The organism is Erysipelothrix aquatica (genome assembly GCF_009828825.1).
Classification (GTDB): domain Bacteria; phylum Bacillota_I; class Bacilli_A; order Erysipelotrichales; family Erysipelotrichaceae; genus Erysipelothrix; species Erysipelothrix aquatica_A.
In genome coordinates, this window is record NZ_WTTA01000004.1 from 25,172 (window position 1) to 42,045 (window position 16,874).

17 protein-coding genes are annotated in these 16,874 nt (G+C 34.2%); 1 reads left to right on the forward strand and 16 read right to left on the reverse strand.

From position 1 onward, the window contains the following. Positions 1–1,279: 1,279 nt before the first annotated feature. The 3 genes from GVV22_RS08420 to GVV22_RS08430 form a co-directional block, all read right to left on the reverse strand. Positions 1,280–2,923, reverse strand: a complete 1,644-nt coding sequence (locus GVV22_RS08420; RefSeq protein ID WP_159649688.1) for an InlB B-repeat-containing protein — start codon at positions 2,921–2,923, stop codon at positions 1,280–1,282. Between the two features lie 340 nt (positions 2,924–3,263). Continuing rightward, on the reverse strand, positions 3,264–3,704 hold the full coding sequence (locus GVV22_RS08425; protein ID WP_159649689.1) for a hypothetical protein: 441 nt from the start codon (positions 3,702–3,704) through the stop codon (positions 3,264–3,266). A gap of 59 nt (positions 3,705–3,763) precedes the next feature. Beyond that, positions 3,764–4,132, reverse strand: a complete 369-nt coding sequence (locus GVV22_RS08430; protein ID WP_159649690.1) for a hypothetical protein — start codon at positions 4,130–4,132, stop codon at positions 3,764–3,766. Between the two features lie 718 nt (positions 4,133–4,850). Between GVV22_RS08430 and GVV22_RS08435 the strand changes: the two genes are divergently transcribed. Then, positions 4,851–5,036: a hypothetical protein gene (locus tag GVV22_RS08435; protein ID WP_159649691.1), complete on the forward strand. Its 186-nt coding sequence runs from the start codon at positions 4,851–4,853 to the stop codon at positions 5,034–5,036. A gap of 69 nt (positions 5,037–5,105) precedes the next feature. Here GVV22_RS08435 and GVV22_RS08440 read toward each other — a convergent pair whose 3' ends face one another. The 13 genes from GVV22_RS08440 to GVV22_RS08500 form a co-directional block, all read right to left on the reverse strand. Next, positions 5,106–5,417, reverse strand: a complete 312-nt coding sequence (locus tag GVV22_RS08440) for a heavy metal-binding domain-containing protein (protein ID WP_159649692.1) — start codon at positions 5,415–5,417, stop codon at positions 5,106–5,108. A gap of 87 nt (positions 5,418–5,504) precedes the next feature. After that, positions 5,505–7,817: a type IV secretory system conjugative DNA transfer family protein gene (locus tag GVV22_RS08445; RefSeq protein WP_159649693.1), complete on the reverse strand. Its 2,313-nt coding sequence runs from the start codon at positions 7,815–7,817 to the stop codon at positions 5,505–5,507. Beyond that, entirely contained in the window at positions 7,817–10,675 is a 2,859-nt protein-coding gene (gene mobL, locus GVV22_RS08450) for a relaxase MobL (protein WP_159649694.1), read from the reverse strand. The genes GVV22_RS08445 and mobL overlap by 1 nt, the downstream gene beginning before the upstream one ends. A gap of 16 nt (positions 10,676–10,691) precedes the next feature. Next, positions 10,692–11,150, reverse strand: coding sequence for a hypothetical protein (locus GVV22_RS08455; RefSeq protein ID WP_159649695.1), 459 nt, complete (start codon positions 11,148–11,150; stop codon positions 10,692–10,694). Next, entirely contained in the window at positions 11,143–11,628 is a 486-nt protein-coding gene (locus GVV22_RS08460) for a hypothetical protein (RefSeq protein WP_159649696.1), read from the reverse strand. The genes GVV22_RS08455 and GVV22_RS08460 overlap by 8 nt, the downstream gene beginning before the upstream one ends. A 178-nt stretch (positions 11,629–11,806) precedes the next feature. Next, complete coding sequence (locus GVV22_RS08465; RefSeq protein WP_159649697.1) at positions 11,807–12,004, reverse strand: hypothetical protein; 198 nt, start codon at positions 12,002–12,004, stop codon at positions 11,807–11,809. 63 nt (positions 12,005–12,067) lie between these two features. Further along, the gene (locus tag GVV22_RS08470; RefSeq protein ID WP_159649698.1) at positions 12,068–12,559 is read right to left on the reverse strand and encodes a hypothetical protein; all 492 of its coding nucleotides are present in this window, start codon (positions 12,557–12,559) and stop codon (positions 12,068–12,070) included. 265 nt (positions 12,560–12,824) lie between these two features. Further along, the gene (locus tag GVV22_RS08475; protein ID WP_159649699.1) at positions 12,825–13,292 is read right to left on the reverse strand and encodes a hypothetical protein; all 468 of its coding nucleotides are present in this window, start codon (positions 13,290–13,292) and stop codon (positions 12,825–12,827) included. A gap of 173 nt (positions 13,293–13,465) precedes the next feature. Further along, the gene (locus GVV22_RS08480) at positions 13,466–13,741 is read right to left on the reverse strand and encodes a hypothetical protein (RefSeq protein ID WP_159649700.1); all 276 of its coding nucleotides are present in this window, start codon (positions 13,739–13,741) and stop codon (positions 13,466–13,468) included. After that, positions 13,735–15,720, reverse strand: coding sequence for a zincin-like metallopeptidase domain-containing protein (locus GVV22_RS08485; RefSeq protein WP_159649701.1), 1,986 nt, complete (start codon positions 15,718–15,720; stop codon positions 13,735–13,737). Before GVV22_RS08485 ends, GVV22_RS08480 begins: the two co-directional genes overlap by 7 nt. Then, positions 15,717–15,872, reverse strand: a complete 156-nt coding sequence (locus GVV22_RS08490; protein ID WP_159649702.1) for a hypothetical protein — start codon at positions 15,870–15,872, stop codon at positions 15,717–15,719. The genes GVV22_RS08485 and GVV22_RS08490 overlap by 4 nt, the downstream gene beginning before the upstream one ends. Further along, positions 15,869–16,111: a hypothetical protein gene (locus GVV22_RS08495; RefSeq protein WP_159649703.1), complete on the reverse strand. Its 243-nt coding sequence runs from the start codon at positions 16,109–16,111 to the stop codon at positions 15,869–15,871. Before GVV22_RS08495 ends, GVV22_RS08490 begins: the two co-directional genes overlap by 4 nt. 40 nt (positions 16,112–16,151) lie before the next feature. Then, positions 16,152–16,871 (reverse strand): type III toxin-antitoxin system ToxN/AbiQ family toxin, encoded by a 720-nt coding sequence (locus GVV22_RS08500; RefSeq protein ID WP_159649704.1) that lies wholly within the window; start codon positions 16,869–16,871, stop codon positions 16,152–16,154. Between the last annotated feature and the right edge of the window lie 3 nt (positions 16,872–16,874).

The following is a 16,874-nucleotide window of genomic DNA, read 5'->3' on the forward strand; positions in this document are numbered from 1 at the left end:
TGGTACATTCATATCCTAGCATTTTTTCAAACAGCAAGATTCCATGTAAAACTTTTGTGAAAACCAATACTTTCACTTGATAGAAAAGCAATATCCATCTATAATCGAGGTGTCTCTACATAATGAATTTATGTATCCAAATACATGCCTTCATTAGAGCATTCCCAGATATATTTCCTCGTTATCATTTTAGATATTCTTTCTGGGAACTTAAAGCCACAACATTCCCCCCTTCATTTTGTTCCGTTTGCGCAGGATGAAACCAGTGTTGTGGTTTTTTCTGTTCGAGTCAAACTAAAACATTCAAGTACGGTTTACATCTTTAATTCTATGTCCATGTTTTCTCATGAAATTTCGCCTTTTTTTAAATTTTAAAGCAATAACGTGACTTCGCATATCTTTGTTTATAGAGTTTTCCCAACTGTTAAAAAGATAATTCCATAAAGAATAATAGTGAGTGCTCCTTTTTCTGCTTGATTCATTTGAATCCTCCTTATATGTTTATCGTAATGTTTGCTAAATACATTATATCATTCATTATATTTTTTATCATTGGGTCACCTCGTTGAAAATTCTTCCGATACACTATTTCAAATACCAATCACCACGTTCTTTTATAACGGGTGTTCCACCACGTAATACTTTAAAATCAGTGTATCTAATTTTCAACGAGACGACCCAATGATAAGATTTTATAGAAGGGTATCAAAATCTCTTAAGTATCTAAACAAATCTTATTTTACAAGACTTAACATGAACATTGGCAATTCCACGATAATAGATTATACTATAACCATAATACACTGTAATGAAAAGGGAGGAATTTTATGAAAGACAATTTGAATTTCGCAATAGTGTTCGTAGTTATTTTTGCTTTTTTTACTCACGAACTTGCGCTCTCATTTGATATAAGCAACATTACTTTTAGCAACGTTATTTCTCTTTTGATTGCAGTAGCCTCTCTGATAGCAACAATTTATAATATAGCTATTTTCAAAAAAATAAATAATTACAAATACAGATAATTTATTCTTAAAAGAACAGTTGTTATCTGTAGCGCATGAAATTAATCTGAATCATTTATATTCTTAGCACTTGAATCAGTCCAAGAGTGTTATTAAATCATTTATATTGAATCACGCAATCAAAAAGCACCGCTTATTGTATGTTCTTCTTAGAAGTGTTTGTACAAATAAGCGGTGCTTTTCTGTGTATTCAATACTATCGTACTAACTACATATCGAGCATCTGCTCGATATGTAGTTAAATGATTATCCTCTTAATCCTTCCTTTTATTAAATGCAATCATTACTATTCCTAAACACGTAACTATTAAGCCACCGATTAATTGAGTATTTGCAATTCCAGTTTTTGGAAGTGTTTCACCTGGAGTTTGTCCGTGATTTTCTGTTGGATTTACTTGCGCGATTGGCTTGTTTGAATCAGTTGATTTATCAGATTCAACGGGTGGTAATGGTTTGTCATCACTTGCAACCTTATCCCATTTGGCATACAACACTAGATCCATGGTTACAGGCAATGTAAAATCATATATTTGTGTTAACGATTCGTCCGTATACCACCCTTTAAAAATACTATTCTCTTTAAACGGATTCGTTGGTTGAGGGAAAGTTTTATTATATTCTACCATTATCGGTTCAACAGCTGTCCCTTCTCCTGTTTCAAGCTTAACCATAAATCGATTGATATTCCATTTAGCAGTGTACACATAGTCTTCGGTAACAGTTTCTTTAATTGTTGGTTCCCAACCGTCGAAACTGTATCCAATTCGTATCGGTTCACCGTTAAATTTAGGCGTTTCTTCTTGTTCCACAATGCTGGCGAAAACTTGATCTTCAAAATAAGCATTATTGTTAGATCCGTCAGTATAAGTAATGGTATAGATTCTATCATAGATGAAATCTACCGTCTGTGTGTTTTTTGTTATAAGACCGCTTGCATTTGCTGGCATTTCAGATAATTGGTATCCTTCGAAATTTAATGCTGAAGAATTATAGTGACTTCCAACTTGTCCATCTATTTGTTCGGATTTTAAGATGTTTCCCTGTTTATCTTTATAATTAACATTGACTATACCATTATCTATTTTTTCAAGAATGTCTTCCACACTTATTGCTTTATCCCAAATTGTCAATTGATAAATTTTCCCTCCTGAAGTAGCTTCTCGAGCAGTAATTATATCATCAAAGAAAAACCCCAGAATTGTTTTACCGTCCTCTGTTACAACAGGAATTGCATCTTTATTATTATCTCTAATTTCTAGTTGTTTGACTAATTCTCCTTGTTGATTTCTTAAATAGACGGTAAATACTGCATTTTCATCTTCAACTTTTCTAATTGCAATCAAATCAACTACTTCATTATCGGATACTTTGTAACTACTTGCGGTATGTGGATAAAATTGCAATAAGCCATCATTATAAAGATAAAATCCTCGGTCAGAAGTTGAATTCCTATAATCAATGATTTTTTTCCATATACCCTTTACATCATCGAAGGAAAACTTCATACCTATTGCATACTCAGCTTTAATCTCTCTATCTATTTTAACTTGGAAACCTCCTCCTCTTGGAAGAGATGATTTCCATTGCCAGTAACTTCCAATATCATCTACGCCAAATATGCTCTCATTGTTATTTCTATTAAAACCATCATTTTCTGAGCTAAAAAGAAAATGTTCTGAGTTTCCTTTCAAGTCAATAAACGTTGAATTGTCAAAGCTATATTCTACAATGGGCTGTATTTCGTTTGCTTGCAGTTTATTGATCCCATTAACATCATCAGATGAATTTCTCACGGTTTCTCCGTTCGCGGTTGATGTAGCCGCACCAATTGGATTAGATCCCCATACAATCATTAACATTAATGCCAAAAAAGTTATAAATATCTTTTTGCTTTTCATATATCCTCCCTTTTCACTACAGTGTATTATGGCTATAGTATAGTCTATTATCGTCAAATTGCCAATGTTCATGTTAAGTCTTGTAAAATAAGATTCGTTTAGATACTTAAGAGACTTTGATAACATTCTATAAAATCTTATCATTGGGTCGTCTCGTTGAAAATTAGATACACTGATTTTAAAGTATTACGTGGTGGAACACCCGTTATAAAAGAACGTGGTGATTGGTCTTTAAAATAGTGTATTGGAAGAATTTTCAACGAGGTGACCCCGAGATTTTTCTTTTAAGACAAAGAGAACCCGTGAATGCAGCCACTCACGGGTTCTATAATGTATTCAATTAAGACAAGGTCTTATCGTTTCCTTCTTCGTTTTCTACTTTTTTATGATTTTCGAATTGATAATCGTAACACGCACTGATATCTTCATTCAATATCTCTTTATGATGTTCACACTCTTGATACGTAATTTCTAAACTATCAAAGATACGATTATTCATGTTCTCAATTTTAATCCCTTTTTCCATACACACTAAGGCTTTTAGAAAGAGTTTCGGACTCTCTTTTTGAAGCGATAGTAATTGGCCTAGCACCGCATTTAATAATACACATTCCATCGTGCTATCTTGTGCCATCATTTCTATCACTTCTCGCTGAAGTATTTTTTGATAATGGGCTTTAGGTACTTCAGTATGTTCATGTAAATACGTAATATCACTCATTTTTTGAGCCATTTTGCTTACTGGTAGTTTTATAAAATCATCAATATATTTTTTACTCATTTTCTTGCTCCTTATATACTCAATTTATACAACCTTTACGTTCGAATTATCTATCTGCTTTAGTACCAACACCAGTATACAAGGTGATGGTCTTTTTCATTGAAGTTTTCTAGGATATCAGACGTTGCTCCTAAAACAGTCGCTATATCATCAAAGTAGAATTCATTATACTCATAGTTTCCATAGAAGAAACCTGTTTGAATTGGCAACAATACTTTACCCAGTTCAATCGAACGGCTTTCCAGTATTTTTATTGCTACGTCATTCAAATAACAAATATCATCAAACGTCATTATTTCATCAACACAGTTTTCAACCTTGTATTTTACCTCCATATACCCTTGAAGACAATTGACTTTTCTGAACCAGTATTCTTTCAATAATTCGCCACTTCTATCTTTAACACTAATTCTATGGTCTAAACCCATAACTTTACACCCTACAAGCGTTTTTCGCTTTGCTTTCTAGGCATTCGGTTTTAATTCCTTTGCCACCCAATCCGCACCACTTGGAAAAGAGAGATTGCAAAACAACATGGAATCACTGACCGTAAGTCGCACGAGTGCGGTTGAAGGATGAGCATAGCGAATGGATCTGTGATGGAATGATGCTTGAGAGTAAAATTTTATTCAAAAAAAGGGTTTACTTTTTAATAAAAATTTACGAATTTTGAAATCGTAACGACAAGTGGTAAGGTACGGGTGGCAAAGGTTCAGAGTGATGGTTAAAAAAAAGATTGAATCCTTCGGTTCAATCTTACAAAAAGAAAATGCAATGCTTTTGCGCATATCCGATTGGATCGTCACTCTATAATTAGATGTATAATGCACGAGTGCGGGTGATGAAGTCACCAACACCATAATGGAAAATATGGATCCACAATGTTTGTATATTTAAGCAGTTGCTTAAAGTTGGATGAGCAATTGAAAGAAGCGCTTTAGTTGGCAGTCGCGCTGGTGGGTGAGTGGTATTGCAAAAAAGATGATGACTATGAGAAAAAATAAAAAGGAATTTACTAACTACAACGATTATCACGATCGCCCTTTTAGATTTAAGTGAGGTATTGCTTTTGCGTTGGATGAATTAGTGCAATCTACTAATATAAATAAGAAAACGACAAATAAGAGAGTAAAAGAACTTCCTCAAATGACACAGAACGAAATTGACACTGTTCTTCAACTTTCATTCTTAAAATGCAAGATAAAAACTATTCAACTCAATGATAGAGATAAGTATGGCAACTTATTTGATAGTATTAGCAGTAAGTTTGAAGGATTTGCGGATGTTCCTATCTTTACCCTGGGAATCGATAAGAAATACAAGTATCATTGAATAATCTTGCGAGTAAATTTTCCCACAACAAAAAAAGACACCTACGTGGTGTCTTCAACTAATTAAATATTATTTAAATTTAACGGCTGTACCATAAGCAATTACTGATTGCATATCTCCACCAATAGTTGAAGAGTCAAAGCGAACCATAACGATTGCATCTGCATTTAAGGAAATCGCATTTTCACGCATTCTATCTACTGCATCTTTACGAGCTTTTTCTTGCATCTCGGTATATGATTTTACTTCACCGCCAACCATGCTTTTAAACCCTGCTCCTATGTCTTTAAACATATTTTTTGATTGAGTAGTGATGCCAAACACTGTCTCTATAATTTCGTACTCTTTTCCTGGTACTGACTCTGTTGTCGTAATTAACATGACAGTTCCTCCTTTATATATATTTTTAGTATAACACAGTCACAACAAAAAACCCGTAACTTCAATAAAAAAAGTTACGGGTTTTCATTATATTTCTTTAGACATTGAAACTGTCTTTGTTTTGCCTTCGGTATCACTCCATTTGGTTTCCTTTGCCCCTGAAGATTGATGTTGTTTCTTTCGCTTTGTTTTGGCTTCATTATTACGTCTTACCCATTCGACTTGAATGTTAAAGTATTCAGAAGTTTTTGATATCTCTGGTTTAAACTCCCATGCTGCCTTTTTCGCAAAAGAGTAGCGCGTATAAGGTGGTAGTTTCGCAATATACGGATTCCACTCAATCGTATTAATGAGGGAACGTCCTTTTTCAAATAATCTTAAACGTTCTGGAGTTATGACAGGTCTTGAAATATAGTCTTTCTTACGTTTATCATAGACTAATTCATTCCCTGCAAGCTCACTAAATCGTTTACGAGTTGATACGGATTGAGAACCCAGGTAAATAACGTTCGATGAGTTATCCTCAATGATTGCAGCTACATTTGGCTCATACTTATCTTGAAGTTGTTCAAAGGTTTGAATGAAAGCATTGATTCTAAAACTACGAGATCGAGCAGCACCATAGATTGCCTCAATGTCTTTAATCTCAGGAAGTAATCCAAACTCATCAATAATCCAGTTCATCGGTATTTCGAGTCGTTGCTCAGATGGTCGTTCGCGCGTTACCTTAATCCCTACCTCATAAAGTTGTTTAAAAAAGATTGTTACGAGTGGATAGTAGGTAGATCGTTCATCATGAGTCTTCAAGATGACACAAGTCTTTTCTCTAAAAATTTGTTCCATATCAAAAGTAGACGTTGACGTCATATTCATAATGTTATCGTTAGCAGTTAAAAGTGATACCTTGTTCATAAATACGGATTTTAACGATGGCTTGGTGTTCCCATCAGCATTCAAATAGGTTGCAAGCTTACGTGTCGATTCTGAGTCAATGTCTCGATACTTACGGAGGTATTTCTTAAGAAGTGGTACACCCGCCTCATCAGCATCATCTCCCAGCTCAATAAGGTATCGAGCAGTCTTAGCATTAACATACTCATCAATACCTTCCTCCATTGCAAATAAAGCACCACCTGCAAACATATCTCCTGCACCTTCATGCCAGAATGGGTCTTTTGCATCTTCTTCCCAGGTCAACGCTTGAGCAACTGCCATTGTAAGCTCCGTTGCATCACTGACGTTTGCATACTTGTACCCTTCTTTGTACTTATTTTCTTTAGTGATCGTTATGGTCTCAAGGTGTTTTTCTTGTACCTGGTAATCAGAAGACAAACGATCAGGAATAAGTTGGACTGAAGTGTAAGTTTCTGTTTCTTCATCATATTTCCATTTGTCTTTTGCAAATTCATCATCAATTGCTTTTTTCCAAGCCTTGTATGGAACTTCCAAAGGATTCCATCCATCAGATTGTAAAGGGTCTACAAAGTCGATTACAATAACGTTATAGCCATTCTCTTCAAGCTTTTTGCGAGTATAAGCATCAATTTCTCTTTTTGGATCATGCACAACGATATTTTCGCCAGCTGCAATGTAGCTATACATCATTGGTAATACGTAGGTATATGTTTTTCCACGTCCTGTTGAACCAACAAACAAGGTATGAAGATCACCATCAATAAAGAACACTTTATCAAACTTACCATAAAGAAAGTACTGTCGCATTGCCATGACAGGAAGTCCACCGATTATGATTTCATTTCCATCTTTGTCTGTTTTTACTTCATTCCATATTTTTGTTGCTGGAAGTAAGAAATGATGTGCGATTTTATTATAGCGTTTTGAAAAGATGCTCTTAAATCGAAGCCAAGACTTCCAAAAACCTTCTTCAGTTACATCACCTTGTCTTATTACAATTTCTCTTGATTTACTGACTGATTCATCTTCTCGATCAAGTAATCTTCCAAGCCCAAGTAAACTAAGTAACTTTTGTTTGATAATATCAAGTGTTTCAACATACTTTGGTACATTGACAAGACGCGTTAAAGTATAAGGTTGATAACGTACAAGTTTTGTCCCTCTACGACGCTCTCTATTTGTAAGAAGCCGCGCATAGCTCTTCTTGTCATAGGAAGTTTTGACTCCAATTTTACGCTGATAATCAATCTTATTAAACAAAGATATTACAAACCCAATACCAACCATTAAAGTATACACAACAAGATAACTTCTATATTGTGGTTCAAACATTAAGTTAATATCAAAGGTGTAAAAGTGTATTGATGATGCAGAAGCCTCTACTGCTGGGAGAACAAATTCAAACCAGTTAAGGATGTTGAGCATCACTAAAAAAAGAATGACCGCCATTACCAGCCATTCTAATAACCATTTTAATATTTTCATTAGAGTGATTTCCCTCTTTTCTCTTTTTCTAATCCGTCTTCTAAGTATTCTTCACGTCCACGCTCGAGTAAACGTTCATTCTGTTTCGCATTGCGTTTAATCAGAGATAAAGTAGAATCCAGTACGCTTCCAGAATACCCACTATTTGATTTTATGTTTTGATAATAGTCCGCTGACTGTTTAATATAAGGTTCATCGCTGAATTCTGAAGCTTTATTGAGAAGCTTTATTCCTTTATTGAAGTCAAAGAATTCTGATTCTTTATCCAGATAAATTCGTGATCTCCAGTACAGTGCGTTAGGATCATTTTTAAATTCAGATGCACTGAGTTCTTGTTCGATGTCCTTATAATTATTAATCATTTTATTTTGAAGGATGACTCGTGATATGTCATAGATTGTTTTAACGTCCCCTGCTTCATAGGCGAATTGGTAATATTGAAGTGCTTTATGGATATCAATATCTGTTCCCTTGCCTTTCTCAAACATATGCGCCAGTCGTTTATGTGTAAAAATGTCACTTCTACTTTCGTTTGCTTTCAAGAGAAAGATATTGAATGACTTTCTATAAAGTCTCTGAGACATTTCAACATTGTCATTGTCTTCATGATATTTCGCAAGATCATATAACGCGTATTCATTATCATGCCCTGCACTTAAGGTTAGATAGTGAAATGATTGTTCTGAGTCCAAGTCACGGTAACTCTTATACAAGCGATAACATGCGCTATCTTCGTCTTCATGGTCTTCAATACGTTTAAGATACTGTATCCCTTCCATTAATTCATGAACGTCTTCACTCTTGGTAAGTTTAAATCCTTCATAATATAACATCGATTGATTGTTGTTATTAAGAAGCTCTTGTTTGAGTTCACTAGCTTGTTCAAGTTTGTCTTCAAGCTGATACTTTTCAACCGTTTTAACAAATTGAACCTTCGCATACTCATTATCTCTCAGTACTGCTTTATTAAGATGTTTAATTCCTTCAGGTATATCGATATGACCCATTTTACCATCAATAAGAATCATACCCACCTTGTAATGTAACTGGTCGTCATTAGTTGATTCTAGCATCTTTTTAAAACCTTCATACGCTTGAGTGTAGTAGTCTTGCGATACAGTGACATTATCTTTTTCTTTAAGTCGCGCATAAGCATAGCTTCCATAAGGATTCTCTTTCTCTGCTGTTTTGAGATAATAATTCTTTGCAGCTTGTATATTACTTTTCACTACCAAACCTCGTTCATAAAGTGTCCCTAAAGAATAAAGGGCATACTTATTATCAGCATTGGCTAAGTTTCTAATCGCTTGTTCGTAATCCACTTCAGTCCCTAATCCATATAGGTACATTTTTCCAATTCGATAACTGAGATACTTGAACATATATTTATAGGATTTCTCTTTAGATGGGTCATCACGATTGAGTTCATTCTCAATCAAAAGTATTTCAAACGTTTCTAAAGACTCTTTGTATAAATCAAAGGCTTTTCCTTGCGCGTTCTCTTCTTTTAACAAAAGGATTGTTTTTGCAAGGTCATGCGTTGCAAGAACGTTACCTTTGTTGGATTCTGTTTGTAGCATCTCTTTAGCAATTAACAAATCACGTTCTTGTTCCATACTTCCATAAAGGTAGCCCAATGCTGACTTATAGTCTTGTGTCCATTCCATAAAAGCACCTGGTGTTTCAAACGAGCTTTCTATTGGTTCGATATCGGCTACATCTTCCTCAATGAAATCATCTGCATTTAAATGATAAGGCAATAATATTTCATCATTGTCGTTTTCGTGAGCAAATTTGCTCACAGATGGTTCATGATATTCAACATCAGCGAACGTCTTGTTCTTAATCTCTTTTAGAACTAGGTTAGCTATTTGCTTTCTGAGTTTACCATCTTCTGCATCAACCATGTTTGTAATGTTTTCATTTAAGGTTTTGGAATAATCATCATCCAGCTCTAACCAGGTGTTTTTAAGCGCGTCATATTCATTTCGTATTTTCTCATGATGTAGAATATGTTCGACAATAATATCTATATCTTCTCGATACGGAATCATGTGCGATGATCCATATTGAAGTCGTCCTGTATCGGGAAGTTTTTGAGATAACTTAACGATCAATGAGTTAATGTTTGAACTGTGTTTGCTGCTAATGAGGTCAAGCGCATTGCTCTTAATCGCTTGTTTTTCAAAATCTATGTTTTTAAACGTAGCAAGCATTTTATTATCGTTTCCCAATATTAAACGTTCCCGTTCCTTCATCTCAGTTAAAATAAAACGTTTGTACTGAATAAGCTCTTCTTGTGTGAACGTACCTTTAGTACGCGTCTTATCTTTTTCGAGAAAAGCAAGATGCACATGGGGATGATTTTTATTGTTATGATAGTTCATCCACCAAATCATGTTGTTAGGTTCAAGTCCAACATACTTAAAGAAACGATCTAAACTTTTCTTCGTGATGTCCGCATAATCTTCTTGCGTGAAAAGCCCATACTGGTTTGCAGTCGTAAAGTCTTTATATGATTGAACTGGAATCCAAAGAATATCACCATCATCTTGAAAATGTTTCGCAACATAATTCCGAAACTGCTTGAGGTCTTGATTGCTATCTTTCCATCCTTCATTGGTAAAGGTACGTGTTGCTCCAAATCTTTTGTTTGTATAATCATAATAACCACCTGGTGCAAAATCTACTTTTTCAAAAGTATTCTCATTTGAATTACTTCGAGCTGTATATTTTGAATACCCGATTGCCGACTCTGTTGTTACGAGTCCTTTTTTCCCTTCAGGATCTAACTTCTTTGGAAAAGCTTTGCCTTTCTCAAGAAACATATTCATATTTACAAGATGTGGTTTTGACATAAGTTAAACTCCTTTACTAGTTCATTTTTTTCTTTTTGTTTAGTGCTTGTTCAAACTCAAAGAATACAATCTCATTTTCTTTCGATTGAGCGTGTAGTTCTTCTTCATCAATATTGGTAATTTCAAATCCCATTTGTCGAAGCGCTACACCTAACATTTCTTTGTTTAGGCTTTGGATTTCTAGTTGGTTCTGTAATGCAGGTTCTAAAGTGTCTAGAAAATCACTCAAGTTTTCATTAATGTTTTTTGCGATATCTTCAACGACTTCAGGTATTAGGGAATCAAACATATCACCACCCATTACATAAGCGTGATAATATTCAATGGCATCTTCAATGACCGCCCTATCATTTCTGATTGCTCCACTTTCTTTAAATTCAGGAAGGTTGTTTTGATACTCAACAATCTCTTCTAGCATATCAATGTATTTTTTCTTTAATCGAAATTGCTTGTGTTGCCTAACTTGTTTATTCATGATTTTCTCCTTGTGAGCAAATTTGCTCACGACTTTTTTTATCAATAGCAGCTCTAAATGTTTCAAAAATAATCTCATCTTCAACTGTAAGATCATAAATATTATTTGGACGATACAGGGGTTCTATATCAAATCCTGCTTGTCTCATTAACACAGCAATCATTTCTCGATTTACTTCTTCTGTTAAAGTAATAATATTTAATACTTGTGCAAATCTTAGAACTAAGGGTTCAATCATAAGTCCTGCTTTGTTTGAAACTTCAGTCCATATTTTCGGCACGACTGATTGCATTGAACTATCAGAAAACGTCTGATAGTAAAGTGACTCTATTGCACGTTCAACGATTTCACGTTCGTTGAAGACAACTTTATTTTTCTTGTTTGTTACTTTTGCATTTTCATAAGCAACTATTTTTTCCAACATATTTTTTGTTTTCTGATTAAATCTATATGCAGAAACTTTATTTGTATTTATCATTTTTACCTCCCATTATTTGTTTACAAAAAAACACTGATTTGTAAACATCTCTTTATGCACTTAAAAAGTGGGCGTTGCCCACTTCTTCTCCCGAGTTGTAACACAGACTTGTGTTACAAACTCCTTATGCTCGTACTCAAGACATAGAATAAATCATATGATTAACACCAATTATTCCTTAGGATTCATCTGCATCAATTAGCTTTTGGTTTTTCTCAATATGATTTATACTCGTCAATATAGAAATTAGTATTGGTGATTTTGGATCATGAATTCCTAATATCACCATTGCATGATCTTTTGTATGATCCCAATCATTTCGATATAATTCACTAATTGCTTCATACCAAAAATTTCTTTCTTTTCTATTATTCATCAACCGTACACCTTGGATTTTTTAGTGAGCAAATTTGCTCACATAGATAATATTCACAATAACTTAAAGTTTTTCTTTATAGCCATCCAACTCTTCGCCAATTCTAACATAATCCGAATACATATTATATTCTCTAATTTTCTCAATACATTTTGATTCTGATATGGTAGTCTTAATAATATTCCCGCAATTCAGTTTGTATTCAATTCCAAATCTATCATCAGTATCTTCTTCATAATGAGAGTATGAAAAAATGATATCTTCCGCAAATTCTGAAATAACCGATTCAACAAACTTATTTATAGTTGATGTGTAATCTTTTAAATCACCATAAGCAATTAACACATCATCTTCTATTTCTAATTTAATAAATCCCGCCCTGAAGTCTTTGGCATATTCACGAATACTCTTTCTTTTTGAAAAGTGATAAATATTCCCTTTGTCATCATTCCAGAAGTCAGCCTCAGTATCTATGCTTCGTATCATGGCATCGACTTCTGGGATGACTTCCTTTTTCAATTTAATTTTCGCACCATACTCTGTGTACATTCCCATAAATTTCAATCCTCCTTTCTGTGAGCAAATTTGCTCACGGATATGAGCCGCTTTTTCCATTCACACTGTGAATGGGTCAAACATCTTAAATTGCAATTTTTAGTTTCGTTTCTCGCCTGCGGCGCTTCTCACTTCCCGATACTCACGTAAAGTGAGTCTGACATTTCGGCTTCGCCGTCACAAGTCATCGGGTCATCGATAAATTGTGGTTTCAAACAAAAATAGGATTGTGTCATTCGGTTCTAATGGTGTCAATTATTTTCACTCATCCTCCATCATAATACTTTAATCTATCAGGATTCCATGTTTTAAGAGTAGAGAGTCCATGTAATCGTTTAGCGAATTTGTATATTATCGATGACGATAATACTGCGACTAAAATGATTTTTGTTATCATTGTCATTATCGGAGCAAGAGTCATAATAAAGAAAAAAGCAAATGTTGTTATTAGGGCATCTGATAAAGTTACTTGGAATCTGTATTCACTATTAATCTTCATAAACATATAAAACATCAATCTTAAAAGTATTCCTATTGCTATAATCACTAAAATTAGGATATTCATTACTTCCCTAATTTCATCTGCACTTCCTAGATTTTGGTTAGAAAATATTGCTTCGTAATTGTTTAGATTCCCAAGCAATAGAATCATTAAACTGAATAAAATAAGTGGTGTTATTATTCCTACACAATTTTTTATTGCTGCAATCCATATACTCCGTTTAACAGGCATTCCGTTTTCATCAAAGTATATCTTATTGCCATTAATATCATAGAGTCTTCTTACTTCTTAAAGCACATTAGCTCACCACCTTCATCAATCATTTTTTGAATCAAATCGTTTCTTTGTTTAATGCTCGCTCTCATGAATAAATTCCTTTCTTAAAATATCGTGAGCAAATTTGCTCACGACAATAATTTATAGTTAAGTATTTTCCCTCGTGATGGTGTATCTCCATCAGGAAGAGCATTCCATGTTTCTGTATCATCGTAGGAGACTTCAATCTTCATTCCTTTTTTTGCTTCTTCAAACAAATCTTGAGCTTGATCTCCCATTGCAATTAATTTTATCAATCCATCATCTGTTAAGACATGAAGAGCAATTAAAGGGACTGGTTCAATCCCTTCAATCGCGTAAACTAAATCGATTCTTTTTGATACAAACCCTACAACCTTCAGCACATTGATTTCCCTCCTACTTCATAAGAGACACTGTGATGATGTTGATATGTAGGGTCATCGTGCTTTTTTGTTTGATGGATTAATTCTGCGTTCCAATCTTTAGATTCTGGATAAGTGTATTCTACTTCGATACCAGGATATTCATTGTTCATAAACTTGATAGCTCTCAAAGTGGCGTCTTGTCCTGCATCATCATTATCTAGCGCAAAAATTACACAGTCATACTTTTCTTTTCCTTCTCGTTTGTCCATTTGAAACTTGAGTGCATTGTGCGTATTGCCAACACCATTCACTGACAAATAATCAAACGACTTATAGTCACTTCGGATTGCCATCAAAGACATTGCATCAATAACACCTTCAGTAACAATCAGAGTTTTTGAATCGTTGCCATAGTAGAATCCACCCTGCTTGTATGATCCTTCTACATCTGCTTTAAAGTTACTTGATTTGTTTGCAGCTCTTCTTACTGCATTAACATTCATATCTTCAAATTTACCCACAAAGACGCAATTGTCATGACTGTCTTGATAAAGATAACCTTCATCAATAAAATCTTGAATGAGTCCTACTGGAAGGCAACGAGTTTGAGACAAATAGTTAATGACTTTCTTATTATTTTTTGCAGGTTCAGGAAGTTCAATTGTTCCAATGATGTTTTCATCTTTTGGTACATCTAGTGTCTTTGTCTCTTGAACACTTGGCTGATACTTTTGATAAAAACCTTGAATATCATTAAGTGCTTCTTTAAAGTCTAGTTCTTTGAAGTGCATTACAAAGTTAATAATGTCGCCTCCAGTTTGAGTAGAGTATCTAAAGAAATCATTTTTGTCGGTATAAATTACCAGAGAATCATGTTCTTGCGTACTTACTCTGTTTTTTCCATGTTGCGTTAGATTGAGTCCTAGTTCAAGTTGAGCATAATCTGTAATTAATACATCACGCTTCAGGACTTCTACATCGACTTTATCGCTCTTATCATAATTGTGACGTACTTTTTTGAGATTTTCCTTGGCATCATCATGTATCTTATCTAAAGCATCTTCAAGTGACTTAATATTCCCTTTATCGTAGACGTAGTTGTAAGCTTGATTTGCTTTGTTTATAGATAGGGCTAATACTTCTGGGTTATCTGTTAAAACTTTCATCCACGAGGCTATATAGGCGCTCCCATTGTCGATTTCACTTTGTTCTTGTGGAAGTCCTAGTTTTTGAGATAAGAAGAGTGATGAGAATTCTGCAACCAATTCTTCTTGAGCATACTCAGGGCTTCCAAAACTACCACTTAAATCTCGATTGAGTCTCGCCTCATGTCCTGTTGCATGAGATATTTCATGGAAGAGTGTTGCGTAGTATCCTTGTTCACTGAGAAATTGTTTTTGATGAGGCATCATAATCCTATCATCAACTGTATTATAGTAAGCACGATCTTGTTCTTCATGTTCAATTACTAAATCCATATTTTTTTCTAAGTCTGTAATCACTTGTTGTACAATCAAATTAATAAATGGAACACCTGCAAGTTCAGCTTGAGGTAGTTTTTCAATCCCTACAAGCTGTTCTGCATTAAACACTGTAAATGATTTATCTCTAAGTGTTGATGCTGCTTTTAATTTGCCACTTTGTTTATCATCCAATCCTTCAAAGTCTTTTGCAGTCAAGAAGCGTTTCAATTCATGATTATAGAGCAGCGGATAATACAAGCTTACGCCTTGTTCCCCTTTTTTAACTCTCCAACCCTTCTCTTTTGCTTGTTTGAAGGTACACCAGCGTGGGTCTTGATATCCTTTAGAAAAAGCTTCCATCATTAAAGATACTTGATTGAATCCTTTGTACTTTGTAGTGGTGGTTGCATTGTAAGGTACGACATTAACGTGTTTCCAAGGTGATTTCCAAGGTATCTCACCTTCTTGAAGACGTTCAAGGATACGATCTACTAGTTTTTGTTGAGCGTAATTTAGTCTAATTTTTTGTGTCATGACTCCTCACCACTTTCATGCGCGTAAATTTCTTCTTTTACGCTTGAGTCCTGAACATCAATCGTGTCATATTCTTCTTTCGTAACCAGGTCATAAATATCAAGCAGTATTACACCTTCGTGTTTAATTTCTTGTTTGGATTCTTTTTTCATGAATTAAGCTCCTCTCTTTTTTCAATTCGTTCATAGATTGTAATTTGATTTTTTAGAATCAGTTCTATGTTTTTTCTATTTTTACGTTGATTCCATAAAACCACTAACAATAAGATAATAATTAGAAATAGAATCATAAATCCAAAAGCTACAACTTCTCCAAATTGATTAGCGATGTGAGATAATGACTCACTAACCTCTTCAACGGTAACCGTGTTTAAATATTCAATAAGTGACACGTGACTTCTCCTTTCCAAAATAAAACGTGAGCAAATTTGCTCACAATAATTTACCACCATCTTTTGAGATGTCAATTTCAATCGATTTATCTTTATCAAGTTCCAAAGCTATTTCATGAACTTCTTTTATTAAATGAAGTCGGTTAATATCATCATATTTGATGGTGTAGCGTTCATCATCTACATCTGCAAAAATTAAGCCCATTGATGAGCTTACTGATATTTCTTCTTTATCAAAATGTTGATGTAGTTCATATTCGACACATTTATTCTCAAGATGTGTGTAATCGAGTACGCGTTTATTCATGAACGGGTCTAAACGATTGAGTTGTTTTTCATTATAGAGCAAGACTGCCTTCTCATGAATATTCCTGTCGTAGATTTGTTGTTTTTCTATTTCTAACATATTCATATAACTTTGAACTTTTTCATCACTCCACTTCTGGGAGACGGTAGCTTCAATGTCTTTTTGTTCCATTTTTGTGAGATGTTTTTCTAAGACTGGAAACATATAGTTAAGATTGACAACTCCAAGTATTTTTCCTGTATTATCTTTTAATTTAGTAAAATCTAAGTCTTCACGTATATGAAGATGTCTTTTTCTAAAGTGATTAATCTGTGTAACATACGTCATATCTTTGATTGTGAAGAGCTTGAAAAACGGTTTATAGCTGTCAATACCATAATCTTGGTCTGGTATCCGTTCATCACCTTCTTCTTTGAGATGATTCAAATAGTTTTCATCAATTCTATACCACACAAC